The sequence below is a fragment of the Ruminococcus sp. YE71 genome, from assembly GCF_900119155.1.
Classification (GTDB): Bacteria; Bacillota; Clostridia; order Oscillospirales; family Ruminococcaceae; genus YE71.
The window spans coordinates 224,924-242,462 of the sequence record NZ_FPIR01000002.1; the positions used below are offsets into that span (position 1 = coordinate 224,924).

Sequence of the window (17,539 nt, forward strand, 5' to 3'; positions counted from 1 at the left end):
TAGTGGAGAAATAATTATGGGTAGTGTTATCGTGAGAGCATCACTTTGCGTCCTTGATAGCCGCTTCGAGCTCGGTGAGAGCTGCGGTCAGGTCTGCGTCGGATGCGTCCTTGTACTTGCCGCTGTTGATGTCGGTGCCGAAAGCCTCGGTCAGCGTCCAGTAAGCGTTCGGGTACTGACCCTGAGCAGGGCAGAACTGGAGCTGTTCCGCGAGTGCCGACAGCGCTTCGTTGGACTTGACGGAATCCGACTGCTGAGCGTTCTTGTTGGAAGGACCCCAGCCGTTTGCCTCGAAACGTGCCAGCTGCATATCCTCGCTCGTGAGGTAGTCCGCGACAGCGTGGCAGAAGGTCAGCTTGTCCGAATCGGTCTGGGGCTTGACGCCCACCAGCTTGAAGCCGCCGAAGCCGCTCATCTGATAGGTGTGGCCGTCAACGGTGAAGGTCGGCATCTTGGCGGCGCCGAAGTTGTCGCCGAGAAGTTCCTTGACAGTGGCGGAATCCCATGTGCCCGAAACGATGGCGCCTGCCGTGCCGCCGTTGGGGTCGAACAGAGAAGCCGCGCCGTCGGGAGACTGTCCGAACCCGGGGTTCTGAGCCATGTCGTTCATCGCCTTGAACGCGGTGAGACCGTTGACGCCGCTGTAGTCGCAGACTGCGTCGGTAACGTTGCCCTCAGTGTCGTAGTTGTAGTAGCACTGAGCGCCTGTCGCGAAGAAGAACGCCACGTTGTACCAGCCCGACTGGATGTCCATGTAGAACTTCTTGCCTGCCGCGCTGCAATCGCTGAGTATGCCTTCCAGTGTGGACGGGTCGGAGACTACCGACTTGTCATAGTACAGGAAGAAGCCGTTATCGGAAGTCTCGGGGTAAGCGTAGACCTTTCCGTCAAGGGTAGCCGCGCCGATGGAGCCCGAGTCGTTATTGTTGTTGACATTGTCGAGGAACACGCCGCCCGGAGCGGAAAGCGCACCTGCCGCAACGAGTCGTGCCAGCTGATCCTGTGCGAAGCCGTAAACATCCGCGCCTGCCTCAACGTCGGTAAGCATCTGAGTTGCAGCGTCGCCCTCGCCCATGGCAGAAACGGTGATGGTGTACTGACCTGCCCAGTCGGACGAATCCACCCACGCCGAGAGCTTCTGCTGGGTCAGCTCGCTGATCTCCTCGGGAGCCCATACGGTTATCTCCTGAGCCGCGCCGCCCGACTTCTTGCCCGAGCCGCCGCCTGTGCCGCCCGAACCGCTGTCGGAATCCGAACCGCCGCAGCCCGAAAGACCTGCCGCGATCATCGTGAGTGCCATTGCTGCCGAAAGGAATCTTTTGATTTTCATATGAGTTACCTCCGTATCTTAGTAAATTGCCCTAAATGTCAAGCGCGGGCAGCGCATTTCCGTCGTAATCGAACAGGCACTGGTTCGCCCATTCGTTGCCTGTATCCTTTTCTTCCTCGCCGATGTCCGCGAGGGCTTCACGGGTCGCCCAGGTGGAATTCGGGGTCGGTATCCATGCGGGCTCCCACCAGTAGATGCCGAGACATCTTCCGCCGCCGATGGTCTTCGCAGTCCCGACCAGGTCGCGCAGGTACTGCGCCTGCCCCTCGGGTGTGAAGCTCCAGGCGGGCTTCGAGCCGTCATCGGGGGTGAAGCTGTCGTTTATCATCAGCTGTCGGCTGTTCGGGTCGAAGTGCCTGTCGGTGAAGGGGTAAGCGGTCTCGACTATCATCACGTCTTTGCCGTAGCGGCTCACCATGTCGTCGAGGTTCGCTTTCATGGTGGCGAGGCTGCCGTGCCACAGGGGGTAGTAGGACGCCCCGATGATGTCGAAGTCGATGCCGTGCTTTACCGCCTCGTCGAACCACTCGCGCCACATGGCGTTCCTGCCGCTCTGTTCAAGGTGGAGTATTATCTTCGCGTCCGAGACTCTGCGCACCGCTTCGCAGCCTGATTTCAGCAGCTTTGCGAGCCTTGCAAAGCTCTCCTCGAACGCTTCGGGTGTGCTCCTGTCGAGCTTTGCGGTGTCCCAGAGCATACCATTTGTGATCTCGTTTCCCACCTGAACGTACTCGGGAGCTGCCCCCGCGCTCATGAAGGCGCTGACCGTCCTCTCGGTGAACTCGCCGAGGGCGGAGCACATCTCATCGAGGTTCATATCCTGCCACGCTTTCGGGGTGCCCTGTCTTGCAGGGTCGCACCAGAAATCGGAGTAGTGCAGGTCGAGCATGAAGCTCATGCCCTTGTTTTTGAGCCTGACTGCGGTGCGTATCATCTTTTCGGTGTCGCAGGTGCCGCCGCCGTAGGGCTTGCCGCTGCGGTCGTAGGGGTCGTTCCAGACCCTGAGCCTGACCGAGCTGTAGCCGTGGCTGATGAGAATATCGTCGCACAGCCCCTCTTTGCCGCCGTCGAAGAATCTTCCGCCGTCGGCTTCGACGTCCTCAAGGGTCGAGAGGTCGCAGCCCATTATGAGCCTGTCAGTCGTCATAATCGTCCACCGTGATGCGCTTCATCATGTCGCGGTAGCGGAACCTTGCCATCTCGTTTTTCGCGAGAACGTCCGCCTCGCTTCCGTGATAGCAGCAGCGGATGCAGTAGTATTCCTTCATGTCCTTGTCGTAGAACATATCGATGTCGATGTCACGCATGAAGCAGGACGGACATCTGAAATTCAGTTTTCCTTTTGCAGACTGAGCCATGTGTTCAGCACATCTCCTTTCCCGAGCGGTTTTTTGATGCCGAGTGTGAACATCGGCGAGAAGGCGTAGCCCTCGTGGATATATCCGACCGCGTCCTCTTTGCTGCCGAAAGCGACCTTAGTCTCGATGGGCGGTATCACAGCCGTGAGAGCCTTTGCTCCCTCGACCGTTTCGGTGCGGTCCTTGTATGCGTAGCTGATGGTCTTTGTGCCGTCCCTGCCCTCGGCGGTGAGCACGACCTCGGTCATGTCCTCAGGGTACTCGGTGGTGCCGTAGCAGGCGGTGATGTACTCGGTGATGCCGAGCTTTTCGTTCTCGTCGGAAATTTCGAGTATCTCGCGTCTGTAGTCGATGCGTGAGCTGCCTTCCTCAAAGGTGATGACCGTCTGTATCTTCGCGCTCAGTCCGTCGAACACGATGTCCACAGGGTCGAGGGTCAGCATACGCTTGTTCCCCTCCTGCGAGAAGTGCGCCTTTGTGCGGCAGAGGCACATATCCGTCTCCTGCCCCTTCCAGCTTATCTTGCAGCTGCGGATGGTGCCCTCGCCTGCGTAGTGGGTGAAGTATCCTGCACGGTAGTTCATCTGGATGAGGAACGGATAGGACACATCCTGAACCCTCTTCGTACCGATGCCGAACTTCCAGTCCAGCTTCGAGACATAGGGTCTCAGGTCAAACAGCGCACCGCCCTGATTCATGTCTATGCCTGCCCTCATGAACGGGTCGCAGTACCAGAACACCTGCTTTTTGCTGCCGTAGAGAATGTCCTTCCAGAGCGCACATTCAGGCTGGGTGTAGTGCTTGTTCTCGCGGTAGAAGTGTGCGAACTCCTCCATCGTCATGTCGATGAGCCTGCCCTGCTTTTTCAGCTCACCGTAGTATGCGAGTCCGTCCTCGTAGCTTTTTGCCAGCAGCTCATAGGGCGACTCCCAGCGGCCCAGCTTGTTGAGCCATCCCGGTCCCACGAACATCATGTTGTATGCGATGCCGTCGTTGTACTTCGCAAGGTGCCTGTACTGGTCGATGAGGTTGAACAGGTAGGGGTACTTGCCGTCGTGATATATCATTCCGCGGAGCACGTTCTGCGGATGGGTGCCGAAGTTCGAGCCGTTGCCGTCGTAGCAGGCGAGCAGGTCACGGGACAGATGCGGAATCGCGACGATGCCGCTGTCCTCCTCTTCGTTCGCCGCGGGAGCGTGGGTGTTCTGCTTCGAGGGTATCCACGGAGCCCACGGGCCGCCGTCCATGAGGGTGTACCAGCTGTTGTTGCAGGTGTGGTAAGCCTTCGGCCCCTCCTCCCAGCAGGTCGCCACCGCGCACACTACCGAGGGGTACTTCTCCTTGATGTAGTTGGTGAGCTCCGCGTCCATGTAGTAGGAGCCCGTAGACGCAGGGTAGAACCCGAAGCACTCGTAGAACTTTCCGAACACATCGTCAACGATGGCACGCTTGTCCTCGCTCGAAAACATCCATATGCAGAAGTCATGGGTCTTGTACTTGTCGCGGAACTCCTTGCAGGGGAGTCCCAGCAGCGAGAGCCCTATCTCGTCGCCGTACTTCTCGTGGTGTTCCTTAGCGAGCCTTACCGCTTCTTCCGAGAACAGCGAAGCGTAGGTCATCTCGATGGTGGTTTTCAGCCCGTTCTTGTGGGCTGTCTCCTGCTGAAAGATGAATATATCCAGCGATTCGTCCCTGAGATCGGAACGCGTGATATCCTTCTTCTTTCCCTGCCCCATGACCGTCTCCGCGTATTCGGGAGCAAGCTCGGGACGATGGATCAGGTTTAGCACGAATTTTTCTTCCAAATCAGTCACTTCCTTTATTTTATAGAGATAAGAAATGCTCTTTCCTCTTTCTTATTTCTGATTTCTTCATTAAGATCAAGCCGGTGTGAGTGCGAAGTCGTCCACAGTGCCCCATGACTGAGCGCCTGCTTCGACGTAGATCCCGATGATGACTTCCGCGCCCTCGGGGACGACGATGCCGCTTATTACGGGTGACTGCCATACGCTCCAGCCCGAGAGGGTCACGGGGCAGGTGTACTCGGTGCCGTTGACCGAGCAGTAGATGTATAAGTTCTGCGAGTTGTCATCGCCGCTGAATCCGCCCTGCACGAACGCCGCCAGGTCGTAGGTGCCAGCCGCCGCCGCCACCTTCTGATAAGCCCTGAACTTAGTGCCGTTCTCGCCCCAGAAGTGCAGTGCGTTCTCGCCGCTGTAGGCGTCGTCGGCTTTCTGCTGGATGTCTATCTGAGTGGTGGTGTTGTCGATATTCTCGAACGTCCAGCTGCTCTCACCGTCCTCAAAGCCCGCGTTCGCGACCTCTGCCGAACCGCCCGAAGGACTGCTGTCGGTCTTGGAGTCGTCGGTCTTTGATTCGTCCTTATTGTCCTTGTTATCCTTGCCGTCGGACTTTTTCTCGTCGGAAGGCTTGCTCTCGTCCACGGGATTGAGCAGGAAATCGTCGATGGTTCCCCAGGATTCCTTGCCTGCCTCGACGTGGATGCCGACGGTGACTTCCGCGCCCTCGGGTATATCCACTGCTTCGGTCTTAGCGGTGTCCCAGACAGCCCACTCGGTTATCTCCGCCTTTGCGGTGGTCTCCTCGCCGTTGACCCTGAGGTAAACGTAGATGTTCTGCGGTTCGCCGTCCTTGTTGAAGCCACCCTGTACCGAAGCCGCCAGCGTGTACTTGCCTGCGGGGATGTCCTTTATCTCCTGATACAGCTCGAAGTCAGTGCCTGTCTCGCCCCAGAAGTGTACCGACCATTCGCCCGTCACAGCGTCCATCTGCTTCTGCTGGAAGTCCAGCTCGGTGGTCTTGTCGTCCTTGTTTTCGAGCACCCACATGGAGCGGTCTTCGTCCTCGAAGCTGTAGTTGGTAACGTAGTTCGCCTCGACCATCGAGATGCGGCAGACGGTCTCCATGCCGTCCGCGACGCCCTTGACCGTGTAGGTCGCCGCCTCGCCTGCGCTCATGGCTTCGAGGTCTGCGTCCTCCCACTTGACGGCGACTTCCTTCTCACTGCCGTCGGTGTATATGGCAGGCACGGTGTCGGGAAGCACTACCTTCTCGCCGAGCCTTACTATCATGTCGGTGTCCTTTATCGCGTCGGGAACGGGGTCGAGGACGTTGCCCTCTCTCACCAGTGCGAAGGTCTTGAGCGATTCGAGGGGCTTGCCCTCAAAGTCGAACATCGCCTGATTTTCCCACGAGCATCCGCCGTAGTAGAGCCCTGCGTCGTCGGGGTCGTACTCCACCGAGTAGCTTGCCGCCCAGCCTGCGCCGTTTTCCTCCCACAGCGCCGACTTTTCTTCCCAGCTGTCCCCCGGGACGGGAAGCCATGCGGGCTCCCAGTAGAACACGCCGATGCCTGCGTCGCCCACGTTCGCTATCGCCTCGATAACGTCCCGAAGCTCACGCGACTGTCCCTGCACCGTGAAGGGGTAGGGCTTCTCGTAGGTGACAGCGTCGCCGATGTTGTTGGTACTGCCGTCGCCGTCTTCGAGGGTGTAAGCCCAGGAAGTCTCGGCGCACATCACCTTCTTGCCGTAGGTGTCGGAGATCTCTTTCAGGATGCTCGTCAGGTTTTCGGGTGTGCCGTGCCAGTAGGGGTAGTAGGATGACGCGAACACATCGTAGTCAAGGTGGTAGTAGTCGAGTTTTGATGCGTAGTTGAGCAGTCTGTCGGTGGATTCGGGGTTGGTGAAATGCACCGCGATGAGCGCGTCGGGGTTGCTCTCGCGGACCGCACGCGAACCTGCGTCCATCAGGTAGTAGATGTTCATCCATATCTTCTCGCCGCACATGGCGCCGTTGGTCTCGTTTCCGAGCTGTACCATGCCCACGTCAACGCCAGCGTCGTTGAGCTTCTTCATGCAGTCGGCGGTGTAGTCGTACAGCGCCTGCTTTTTCTCCTCGATCTCCATGTCCTTCCACGCCTTAGGGCACATCTGCTTGGCAGGGTCTGCCCAGAAGTCCGAGTAGTGGAAGTCCACCAGAAGTCTCAGTCCTGCCGCGGTGGCGCGCTTGCCGATCTCCACAGCCGTGTCGATGTCGCAGTTGCCGCCGCCGTAGCCGTTGCCGTCGGAGTCCTTCGGGTCGTTCCAGACGCGGACTCTGATGTAGTTGACGCCCGAAGCCTTCAGCACCTCGAAGATGTCGGCTTCCTTGCCGTCGTAGTCGTAGTATTTGACCCCCGACTTTTCCAGCGAGATGACGCTTGAGATATCCGCGCCCATGATGAAGCTGTCGGTCAGCCCGTCCACCTTTTTGACGTACAGCGAGTCGCTTGTCTGGGTCACAGTTTCGAGGGCGGGCATCTTGATGTCCTTAGCGAGCGTTTCCGCCGCCGAGCTGTCCTCTGCCGTGCCCGAAGTACCGCCTGCGGACTTGTCCTTCTTTCCGCAGCCTGCCGACATAAGCATCGTGAGTGCCACCGTGCAGGCGGCGAGCCTTTTGAGTAGTGTGTTCATCTTCGCACCTTTCGCTTTCTTTGCTATCAGTCTGTATTATTTCGATCGTCCCGTTTCACCGATCGGGCGCAGGAACAGACTGCTCTTGCGCAATCGGTTGCTTTTAAATGAAATGATACCATACATATCCTGTTATGTCAACGGCAATTTTCAACTAAATTCAGAGTACATAACTGTGCATTATTCACGAATTTTTGTATCGAATTGCGAAAACGTTTGCGCACCTGTTGCGCTCAGCCTGCCGATTATTGCGCAAATCGGCGCGTTTGTTGCCTTCTTCGGCGGTAAATATCAGCATTTTATCCGTAAAATGACACAAATAACGTTTTCGTATATCTCATTATCCGAGCGATGCGAATGCATAACGGCTGATATTCACAATTTGCTCGGCACATGACATCCTGCATGAAATATCTATCTGTTAAATTCATACGCAAAAAGAGCTGTCCTTTCGGACAGCTCCGGGCTATCAGATATTCTTTTCTATCCAGTCGGTGATACTGCTTATGGCATCGGCACGCTTGCCGAGGAAATCCTTGATGCACTGCACCGAGCCGTAGCCGCCGTTTATGGCGTTGTCGGTGTCGCCCGAGCCCGGATACCTCGCGAAGAACTGGTCGAACAGCGGAGAGTACGCCGCCGTGAACCCGTCGAGCACCTCGTTCGCGTGGCCTTCTTCGTAGATGCCGCTTCCCATCGCGTTCAGCCGCTCGCAGAAATCGGCTCGGAAAGCGTCGTTTGTCATCGCCAGCGCGAAGCTCTTGACCGCGGGGTTGTTCGTGCCCTGATCGAGCAGACCCTTCGGCTTGTAGTTGTCCTCCTTGACGGTGTTGGTGTAGGCGTCGCCCATGCCGCTGACTCCGCCGAACTCCATGTCGTAGAACATGAACCGCCATCTTCCGTCGCCGTACTCACTGCCGTCATTCTCGGCGGTGCGCCACATGGACCAGTTCTTGCCCGGCCAGTCCCACTTGTTGTTTATCCAGACCTCCGCGAGGAAGTAGTCGCGCAGGCTGTCGGTGTCCACAAGCTTCGCCAGCTCGTCGAAATCGGACTGGTCGGCAAGGCTGTTGTGACTGCTGAGGAAGGTGTTCAGCTCCTTGATGAAGTAGTCCTCGTCGGTCACGCCGTCGGGGAGCTTGCCCTCGTCCAGCTTGTAGCCCTTCTGATATGTCTCGGCGTCGCCCTTGTAGATGACCACGCTGCCGTTATCCACGCAGTAGTGGGACTCCATGAAGTTGTCCGAGTAATCCTCTTCGAGGATGTACACGCCCCAGTATTCGCCGTTGAGGTAGACCACGCAGGGACGGGAAGCCTTTGTGGCGCAGTCGAGCTCGGCGGACATCACCTGCCAGTAGATGTCGTTGAACTTGGGCAGGAAAGCGCAGTTTCCGCCTGCGCGGAGTTCGAGGGTCTTGTAGCTGTCGATAGTGTCGCCGTCGATGTCCTTGTTCTCCTCGCCGAAAACGGGGGAGTAGAACTGCTTTGTGCCGTAGTCCTTTCTCGCGTAGAGGCGAAAGCCCTTCTGCCAGTCGGAGCGCGAGTAGTTGCCCTGTATGCGGATGCCGCAGGTCTGCGAGAAGGCGGTGGTCACGCCGTCCGCCGAGACTTCGAGCATCTCCGCCGAGCAGGTGCGTTCCCAGTCCTTGCCGCGCTGATTGTAGTTGGCAGGCATTTTCCTCGCGCTCTCCTCGTCGAGGTTTTCGCCGCCTGCGACGCGCTGCTCCAACGCTTCGTCGAAGATCTTGCCCTTGACGTAGATGCCCTTCTCGTAGTCGAAAAGGTCGTTGTAGTCCATGCTGATGCTGATGACCGCCAGCGGCTTGCCCGAGGCTTCGGCAGCGGCTGCCGCCCCGGGGATGTGGGACGACATATCGCCGATGAAATATGTGCGCGTGCTGACCACCGAATCAGCCCCGTCGAGTGCCGCCCTTATGACGGTACACTTGTCCACGGCGCTGTCGGCAGGCGCGGAAACGGTGGGGGAGTAGGTGTGCTCCCTGCGGTCGTACTTGGTGAAGTTGCCCGAGATGAGACCTACGTCAACTGCCGAAACTATGTTCGCATCGGAGCTGCGGTCGGTTATCTCCACGGGGGAATCGTACCTGATGCGGGTGCTGCTTGTACGGGGGTCGCTGCCGTCGAGGGTATAGTAGATGTCCCCCGACTGACCGTCTTTCGGGGAGATGGTCAGCTCGAATCCCGAAGCGTAAGTGCCGCTCTCCTGTGAAAGTTCGAGGGTCTCCTCGGCGATGATCTTTTCTTTCTGTTTCTTTTCTTTTTTCTCCTGAGTGCCTGCCTGTTCTTCGCTCTGTGAAGCGGTGGCTGAGGAAGCGCTGCTGCTGTTCTTGCCGCCGCCCGAAGCGCAGCCCGTAAGTGCGAGAACGAGTGCCGCCATGCAGCAGGCGAGTTTCTTTCTGTTCATATCTATGACCTCCGTTATAATTGTCCGAAAGAGTAACTGTTATATAAAAGTTTATCACATTCTGCCGTGTTTTTGGTTAATAATGTATGACTTATATATAAAAATATGAACGCCTTTCCACACAGCGAACCAACGCTATTTCAAAGCTCATGCCACTCCGACCCCTCTGCCGTACAAAAATACACGCATATATTCTTATAAGCTAAAATGCTCGCAGAGGGGGGCGGGTATTCTTGGGGGAGACCCCCTCACTAAAACTTTTAATACTTTTTGGCTTGTGGTGCTTCTTCCTGATTATGTTCAGGTCGGGAAGTTTGCAGTTCTTCTCTTCAATAGCTTGCCCCTTGCCAAAAAGCCGTTCATGAGAGAGTAACGCTTCATTTGCGGTATTTATAAGATGGCCACTCTTGAAACGGTGAGAGTCTATCTTTCCGACCACACCAAACGAGCGACATATTAAAAGTCTTTGGAATGGGGGCCGCCTTAGCTTCCTCCGGTTAAACCAGCAGGCAGTAATAAAAACGCCCCTGAGTGTTTGGGACGCTCAGGGGCAGATGTATTATGCCTTGTTTTTGTTCATGGTCATGAGCAGGAACTTGAAGCCCTGTACAACGAGCATGGAGCAGATCGAAAGACCGTAGATAACGAGGAGGCCCGAGGTGTCGAGATCCTTCGAGATCTTGAACAGGCTGTGGAGACCGGGCACGAGAAGCACGAGGTTCAGGAAGATCATGCCTGCGACGAACGCCAGCAGACCGAACTTGTTGTTGAAGAACTTGTTCGTGAAGATGACGGGTTCGTCGTCCTTGGCGGAGAAGCCGTGGAACAGTCTCGACATACAGAGGGTCGCGAACGCCATGGTCATGCCGAGCTCGTTGCTGGTCTGCTTGCCGATGATGAAGGCGATTATCGTAGCGATTGCGATGATGATACCGCTGTAGCTGACGCCGAAGAGGAACTGCTTGGTCATTATCGACTCGTTTGCGGGGCGGGGCTTGCGCTTCATTACCTCATCCGAGTGGGGCTCAAGACCCAGCGCGATAGCGGGGAGCGAGTCGGTCAGCAGGTTGATGAACAGCAGGTGGATAGCCGCGAAGGGTGCCGCAAAGCCTGCGATGGAGTTGAACAGCACCGCGATGATGCCTGCCAGGTTGCCCGACAGCAGGAAGAGGATGGACTTCTTGATGTTGTCGTAGATGTTTCTGCCGTTCTTGACAGCCTTAACGATGGTCGCGAAGTTGTCGTCCGCGAGTACCATAGCCGCCGCGTCCTTCGAGACCTCGGTACCCGTGATACCCATCGCAACGCCGACGTCAGCCTGTTTGAGGGCGGGAGCGTCGTTGACGCCGTCACCTGTCATGGCAACGATGTTGTTGCGGGTCTGCCATGCCTTTACTATACGTATCTTGTGTTCGGGAGTTACACGCGCATAAACGCTCTTGTCAACTACGAAGTCAACGAGCTGTTCGTCGGTGTACTGGTCGAGAGCGCTGCCCTCGACTGCCTCGTCGAAGCTCTCCAGGATGCCTATCTCCTTCGCGATAGCCGAAGCGGTGATGAGGTGGTCGCCTGTTATCATTACGGGCTTGATGCCTGCACTCTTACATTCGGCGACTGCCTGCTTGGATTCCTCACGCGGCGGGTCCATCATGGCGATAAGACCCATGTATTCGAGGTCGTTCTCGTCGGGAATGTCGATGGTGTCGCCGTCAAACTCCTTGTAAGCGAAGCAGAGGATACGCAGACCCTTCTTGGACATATGCTCCACCTGATGACGGATGTCGTTCTTCTCGCTCTCGGTGACGTTCATGCGGTCGATGAGGACGTCGGTAGCGCCCTTGGTGTACATGATGTGCTTGCCGTTGACCACGTTGAGGGTGGACATGAGCTTTCTGTCGGAGTCGAAGGGTATTTCGCTGATACGGGGATAATTCTCGCGTATCTCCTCATCCGAAAGACCTACCTTGTGAGCGAAGTGGATGAGTGCGGTCTCGGTGGGGTCGCCGATGTCAACGCCGTCCTTGCAGGAGGAGTCGTTGCAGAGCACCGACGAGATGATGAGGTCTTTTTCGTGTACGTTGCTGACATCAACGCTGGTGTCAACTATTCTGTGGCCGTCACAGACGATGCGGCGGACGGTCATCTTGTTCTGGGTCAGGGTGCCTGTCTTATCCGAGCAGATGACCGATACCGAGCCGAGTCCTTCTACTGCCTGGAGCTTTCTCATGATGGCGTTCTCCTTGGACATCTTCTGTGTACCGAAGGAGAGAACGATGGTGACGATGGAGCTGAGCGCTTCGGGGATAGCCGCAACTGCAAGGGCAATCGCGAACATCAGGGAAGCCATCACCGACTCGAAGTTGATGGTCTTTGCTCTCATGAGGGAGAGACCGAAGACGAGTGCGCAGATGAAGAGTATCGCGACGGACAGTTTCTTGCCGAAGTTGTCGAGGGTATTCTGGAGGGGAGTCTTGCGCTCGTCGGCGTTCTGGATGAGGGTGGCTATCTTGCCGACCTCGGTGTTCATGCCGATGTCGGTAACTATGTAGCTTCCGCGTCCGTAGGTGACGAAGCTGCCCGAAAATACCATGTTCTTTCTGTCTGCGAGGGGGACTTCGCGGTCGATGTTGTCAACGCTCTTGTCGATGTTGAGCGATTCGCCCGTCAGCGCCGACTCGTTGGTCTGCAAGGATGCCGACTCGATAAGTCTGCCGTCAGCGGGGATGCTGTCGCCCGCTTCGAGGATAACGACGTCACCGACGGTGACTTCCTCGGAGGGAACGATGAGCTTTTCGCCGTTGCGGACGACCTTCGCGTTCGGGGAGTTGAGCTTTTTGAGGTTGTCAAGGCTGCGCTCTGCTTTGAGTGTCTGGATAGTACCGATTATCGCGTTCATGGTGATAACTGCCACGATAACGATAGTGCTCTCGACATCGTGAGTGAAAGCCGAGACTATCGCGGCGATGATAAGGATGATAACGAGGAAATCCGCGAACTGGGAGAGGAAGATCTGAAGGGGAGTCTTCTTTTTGCCCTGAGTGAGTTCGTTCCTGCCGTATTTGGCGGCATTTTCCTTCGCACCCTCTGAGGTCAGTCCTGTAGCGGATGAGTTCAGCTCGTCGTAGAGCTGTTCGGGGGTCTGTCTGTAGCGGTCTGCCATAGTGCTTGTCCTTTCTGCAAAAAACTTGAGTAATCATAAAAAAACGAGGCTTTTATTAAAACAGAAAAAACGCAAAACAATATAGCCCTCCGACACGGAAGCCGCTATGCCGACTGCATTTCTGTTCTAATAAAAGTCTCGTCATTTGAGTGGACAGCGGATGGCGGTCAACAGGCTTTCGACCCTGCCGCTATCGTGATTGACGCCGTTCACGCAAGCTGTGTGCTTGCCGACTACTCTCTTTTACGGAATATATTATACATTATAATGCGTTTTTTGTCAAGCGTTTTTCATGAGTTTTTACAAATTGCACGTTACGGGGCAAATTTCGGAGCTGTTTTTTCACGAACACGTAAAAAACGTTCATAATTAAGGTTCGTGAGCGCCGCGTCACACCTGCCGATAAGTTCAGCCCCGAAGCGTCTGACGGCACTTCGGGGCACTGTACTTATCCGACTGCACCGAACAAATGTCAGTGCGTCCACATTATCGCTGTCGCGGCAAGTATTTTTTCTACGTCGTCGATACTGCAATTTTCCATTTCGGCGATCTCCTCGCAGGTATAGTACTCCCGCGGTACGCTGTTCTTTAAGATGTTCATTCTGTAACTGACGATCTTCTTGATGAACTCGTCGGAGTATTCCGTCAATCCGAAATCTTCTCCCAAAGTAGTCATGATGCTCTATCTCCTTCGTGTATTTTGGATGCTCCGTCCGCGGAGGTCAGACCCGTGCGGCGGCACGTTCGGCGGCAAGCCCCTTCTTGTAAAGCTCCATGTAAGCCGCAAGACCCTCGGTGTCGGAAGGCTTCGGCGAAACGGTGCTTCCCTCGGTATCCGCGAAGACATCGTCGGACAGGAACTGCGCGAGGGTCTGCTGTCTGTCCTCACGGGTCATGTACTTCGCAAGGAGCGCGATGCCCCATGCGCCGCCTTCGCCTGCGGTCTTCATCAGGGTCACATCGCACCCCAGCGCCGCCGCAAGGATGTTCTGCGTCGGGACGGGGGTCTTGAAAAGGCCGCCGTGGGCGTAGATGCGGTCTAATCCGACCTGCTCCTGCCCCGTCAGGATGTCCATGCCAAGTTTCAGGGTGGCGACGGTGGAGTAAACAAGGCTTCGGGCGAAATTCGCGGGGGTGAAAGCCGAGTCGGGCTGACGGAACACGAGGGGTCTGCCTTCTTCGAGCTCGGTCACCTGCTCGCCTGCGTAGTAGTTGTAGGCGATGACCGAACCGCAGTCGGGGTCGCCGCTGTCAGCCAGAGAGTAGAACAGGTCGTACAGCTCGGGCTTCGTCTTCTCACATCCTGCCGCCGAGAGGAAACCGCCCAGCATCTTCACCCACGCGTCCAGGTCGGAGGAACAGTTGTTGCAGTGTACCATGGCGACGGGTGCGCCGTCGGGGGTGGTGACTATGTCTATCTCGCGGTGAACGGCTTTCAGGGCTTTTTCAAGGACTATCATCGCGAAAATCGAAGTGCCTGCCGAAACGTTGCCCGTCTTCGGGGTGATGCTGTTGGTGGCGGCCATGCCAGTCTGTGCGTCGCCCTCGGGAGGACAGAAGGGGACTCCCGCTCTGAAAGTGCCTGTCGGGTCGAGGAGCGCCGCGCCTTCGTCGGTGAGGACGCCCGCACATTCGCCGACGGGGACTATCTCGGGGAGAACGTCCGCCAGGGAGCGCGTGAACGCCGTGCCTGCCGTCAGCTCGTCAAAGCGCTTTATCATCTTCGAGTCGTAGTTGCAGGACGAGGGGTCGATGGGCATGATGCCCGACGCATCACCTGCGCCGATGACTTTTCTGCCCGTCAGCAGCATATGCACATAGCCTGCCAGCGTGGTGATGAACGACACCTGCCCGATGTGCTCTTCCTTGTTCAGGATCGCCTGATAAAGGTGGGCGATGCTCCAGCGCTGGGGGATGTTGAAGCCCAGCTCGGCAGTGAGTCTGTCGGCGGCTTCGCCTGTGATGGTGTTGCGCCATGTGCGGAAGGGGACGAGCAGTCTGCCCTCTGCGTCAAAGGCGAGGTAGCCGTGCATCATGGCGGAGATGCCGAAGCCCTTCGCCGATGTGAGCTCGGTAGCGAACTTTTCGCGGACGTCCCGCATAAGCTCCGCGAAGCTCACGCGCAGACCCTCGTGTATCTGTTCGAGGGGGTAGCTCCAGATGCCGTCGGTCAGGCGGCTCTCCCAGTCGTACGCTCCCGATGCGAGGGGTGTGCAGTCCTCGCCGATGAGGACGGCTTTTATCCTTGTTGACCCGAACTCGATGCCGATGACGCATCTGCCGTTTTTGATATACTCGATAGTGCTCATGTGAGAGCCTCCTTTATTATAAATGAATGCCGATGTGTTTTCAGAACAAGTGCGGTGGGCACATCGCAGCCGACACGCTTCACCGCACTCATTTCTATATGGAATTTATTACAGCCGTGTTTTTTTTGGGGGCATATTGCGGAAGATGCCCATTTATTGCAGTCGGATGCCGACGGAAGAACGCTTTTGCCCGAGTTGTATGCTATGTTTGAAAATGTACGTACAACTTTGGTGCGTCGTCCGTTCGGTCATCTTTGGTCATAATGCCCTAAACGCTCTGTAGAACTGGCGGACACACCGAGCGGCGTATCATCAGCTCGGGGGTGAACAGCCTGTCCTCGGGCTGACAGTCTCGGTCGCGCACGATTTTCAGCAGCAGCTCGGCAGCGGCTTCGCCCAGCTGTCTGTGAGGGTGTCGGGCGGAGGTCAGCGGTACTTCGCAGACCGAGGCGTAGCGCGAGTCGTCGATGCTGACCACCGAGAGTTGTTCGTGGACTCTGATGCCGTTCTCGCTGCACAGCCGCAGCACCCGCAGAGCGAGCTTGTCGTTGTAGCTGACCACACCCGTCGCACCGCTGAAAAGCTCCAGCAGGCGGTCTTTTGCGTAGCGGAACATATCGCTCCGTTCGCTCGTCGCGAACCAGAACACGTTCTTCTCGGCGTTGGTGACATCGTGGGCGAGGGAGCTTTTCATGTAGCCGCTGTAGCGCAGATGCCCCTGAATGTCGTCCCCTGCGAACAGCGCCGCGATGCGCGTGTGACCGTTGTCGAAGAGGTGGTCGGTGACTATCCTGCCGGCGGCTTCGTCGTCCATCGAGACGCAGGGCGCGTCCGACCAGGGGTAGCGCGCGTTGAAGAAAACGTAGGGGATATTCTCGCGCCGAAGCCTTGCGTAAAGCTCGGTATTCGGGTTGGGAAGGGCGCTTTTTGAGGGTTCGATTATGAGCCCGAGTACGTCGTTCGACAGCATTTTTTCCAGCGCCAGCGCCTCCTCGGAGACCTGATCGTGGGTGATGGCGAGCTGCATGGTGCAGCCGTTTTCGGCGAGCACGCTCTCGATGCCCGTGACGATATGAGGAAAGATGTAGTCGCTGAAATAGGTCGAGATGACGCCGATGCAGCCTTTCACTGGGGCGGTGCGCGTCTCGTTCTGGCGGCCGTTCCTGCCTGCGACGAAGGTGCCGCTGCCCCTCATGCGGACGAGCATTCCCTCGCTTTCGAGCCTGAGGAGAGCCTGACGCACGGTCTGGCGGCTGACCCCGTGGATCTCGCAGAGCTGTTTTTCGGTCAGGAACCTGTCATTTGCGCCGAGATTTTCCCTGCGGATGTAGTCCTTCGCCCAGTCAACTATCATCAGATATTTAAAATTGTCCATGCTCTGTTTCTCCTTAAAGGCGGCGGCGATGTCTGTGTCTGTACAAATTATATCATGTGATATGCGGATTGTAAATATTTTTCCGCGATTTGTCCGCAAAATTTGTTGATACAATTAATTCGCCGTCGGGTTTATTGTGCATTTCCACGAAATCATATTGTAAAACATTTGCCTAAATCGGGGGCGTTCAGACGGGGTCACGAAATGCGACGAAAACCGTGTATTTTCAACGGTCACAGAGTTGTCAGCTGTCACGACCGCAATTTTTGAAAAATGCAAATATGAACTTTTTGTAAAAAATGTGGCCTCTTCCTTGCATTTTAAGAAATATTATGATATTATTAATATACGGAAATTTATACAAAAACGTACACGGATTTTTAATTAAATTTGTTTCTTATATCTTGAACGAGAAGTTTTGTTAATTTGCCGTACATATTAAGGAAAAAATAAAGGAATATTTTGGCATTGTCAATTTATTGCCGAGAGGGGTCTGTATGCAATGAAGGGGGTCTGTTCAGATGACATTTGATGCGATCTATGCAGCAGCGGTCGATACCGTCAACAGGATCGCCGCAGGCGGTGAGGTTATCACTCCCGATAAAACGGTGTGCGTTATCTGTACGCCGCAGGGGAGGATATACTACGGCGTGAGCCGTGCCGAGCCTGTAAACGGGGTAATGACCGAAAAACACGCCGAGATCGACGCGGTGATGAATATGCAGTCATACGGCGATACGGCGATAGGGGAGCTCATCCTTATCAATGCGATGAGCGGAACGGCACTGCTGCCTTGCAGCGGCTGCGTGAACTACATTTTGTCTCAGGGGCCGGAGAACGCGGGAGCGCTCGTGGCTATGCCCGACAGGATGATACCGCTCCAGGAAGTTGCCAGATTCGCAGGGGGAGGTCAGATGCCGCCGCCTGTGCAGAATTCGGCTCCGCTGAGGAATATCAGCGCAAAGGGCGACCTGCTCAAAGACAGGCTGAGCAGCATCATGGACGGCGTCGATGACGACGACGATGATGACGAGTTCCTCGAAGAACTCGATCAGCCGAAGGGGAAGAAGAAAAAGCTGTTCGGTTTGTTCGGCTAAGGGAAAATTT

11 protein-coding genes are annotated in these 17,539 nt (G+C 56.2%); 1 reads left to right on the top strand and 10 read right to left on the bottom strand.

What is annotated here, in order from left to right:
* Nucleotides 1–40: 40 nt before the first annotated feature.
* The 10 genes from BT142_RS02750 to BT142_RS02795 form a co-directional block, all read right to left on the bottom strand.
* The gene (locus tag BT142_RS02750) at nt 41–1,330 is read right to left on the bottom strand and encodes an extracellular solute-binding protein (RefSeq protein ID WP_072416669.1); all 1,290 of its coding nucleotides are present in this window, start codon (nt 1,328–1,330) and stop codon (nt 41–43) included.
* Between the two features lie 31 nt (nt 1,331–1,361).
* Nucleotides 1,362–2,477: a glycoside hydrolase family 53 protein gene (locus BT142_RS02755; protein ID WP_072416670.1), complete on the bottom strand. Its 1,116-nt coding sequence runs from the start codon at nt 2,475–2,477 to the stop codon at nt 1,362–1,364.
* Nucleotides 2,467–2,688 carry a hypothetical protein gene (locus tag BT142_RS02760; RefSeq protein WP_072416671.1) on the bottom strand — a complete coding sequence of 74 codons (222 nt, stop codon included), beginning with the start codon at nt 2,686–2,688 and terminating at the stop codon, nt 2,467–2,469. The genes BT142_RS02755 and BT142_RS02760 overlap by 11 nt, the downstream gene beginning before the upstream one ends.
* Complete coding sequence (locus BT142_RS02765; RefSeq protein ID WP_072416672.1) at nt 2,661–4,493, bottom strand: hypothetical protein; 1,833 nt, start codon at nt 4,491–4,493, stop codon at nt 2,661–2,663. The genes BT142_RS02760 and BT142_RS02765 overlap by 28 nt, the downstream gene beginning before the upstream one ends.
* A gap of 75 nt (nt 4,494–4,568) precedes the next feature.
* Nucleotides 4,569–7,163, bottom strand: coding sequence for a glycosyl hydrolase 53 family protein (locus BT142_RS02770; protein WP_084659296.1), 2,595 nt, complete (start codon nt 7,161–7,163; stop codon nt 4,569–4,571).
* A 469-nt stretch (nt 7,164–7,632) separates the two neighbouring features.
* The gene (locus BT142_RS02775) at nt 7,633–9,588 is read right to left on the bottom strand and encodes a CotH kinase family protein (RefSeq protein ID WP_072416674.1); all 1,956 of its coding nucleotides are present in this window, start codon (nt 9,586–9,588) and stop codon (nt 7,633–7,635) included.
* 559 nt (nt 9,589–10,147) lie between these two features.
* On the bottom strand, nt 10,148–12,748 hold the full coding sequence (locus tag BT142_RS02780) for a cation-translocating P-type ATPase (protein ID WP_072416675.1): 2,601 nt from the start codon (nt 12,746–12,748) through the stop codon (nt 10,148–10,150).
* 472 nt (nt 12,749–13,220) lie between these two features.
* The gene (locus tag BT142_RS02785; protein WP_072416676.1) at nt 13,221–13,424 is read right to left on the bottom strand and encodes a hypothetical protein; all 204 of its coding nucleotides are present in this window, start codon (nt 13,422–13,424) and stop codon (nt 13,221–13,223) included.
* Nucleotides 13,425–13,470: 46 nt separating this feature from the next.
* Nucleotides 13,471–15,057: a xylulokinase gene (locus tag BT142_RS02790; protein ID WP_072416677.1), complete on the bottom strand. Its 1,587-nt coding sequence runs from the start codon at nt 15,055–15,057 to the stop codon at nt 13,471–13,473.
* Between the two features lie 268 nt (nt 15,058–15,325).
* On the bottom strand, nt 15,326–16,432 hold the full coding sequence (locus tag BT142_RS02795) for a GntR family transcriptional regulator (RefSeq protein ID WP_072416678.1): 1,107 nt from the start codon (nt 16,430–16,432) through the stop codon (nt 15,326–15,328).
* A 521-nt stretch (nt 16,433–16,953) separates the two neighbouring features.
* Between BT142_RS02795 and BT142_RS02800 the strand changes: the two genes are divergently transcribed.
* Nucleotides 16,954–17,529 carry a hypothetical protein gene (locus BT142_RS02800; RefSeq protein ID WP_072416679.1) on the top strand — a complete coding sequence of 192 codons (576 nt, stop codon included), beginning with the start codon at nt 16,954–16,956 and terminating at the stop codon, nt 17,527–17,529.
* Nucleotides 17,530–17,539 lie beyond the last annotated feature (10 nt).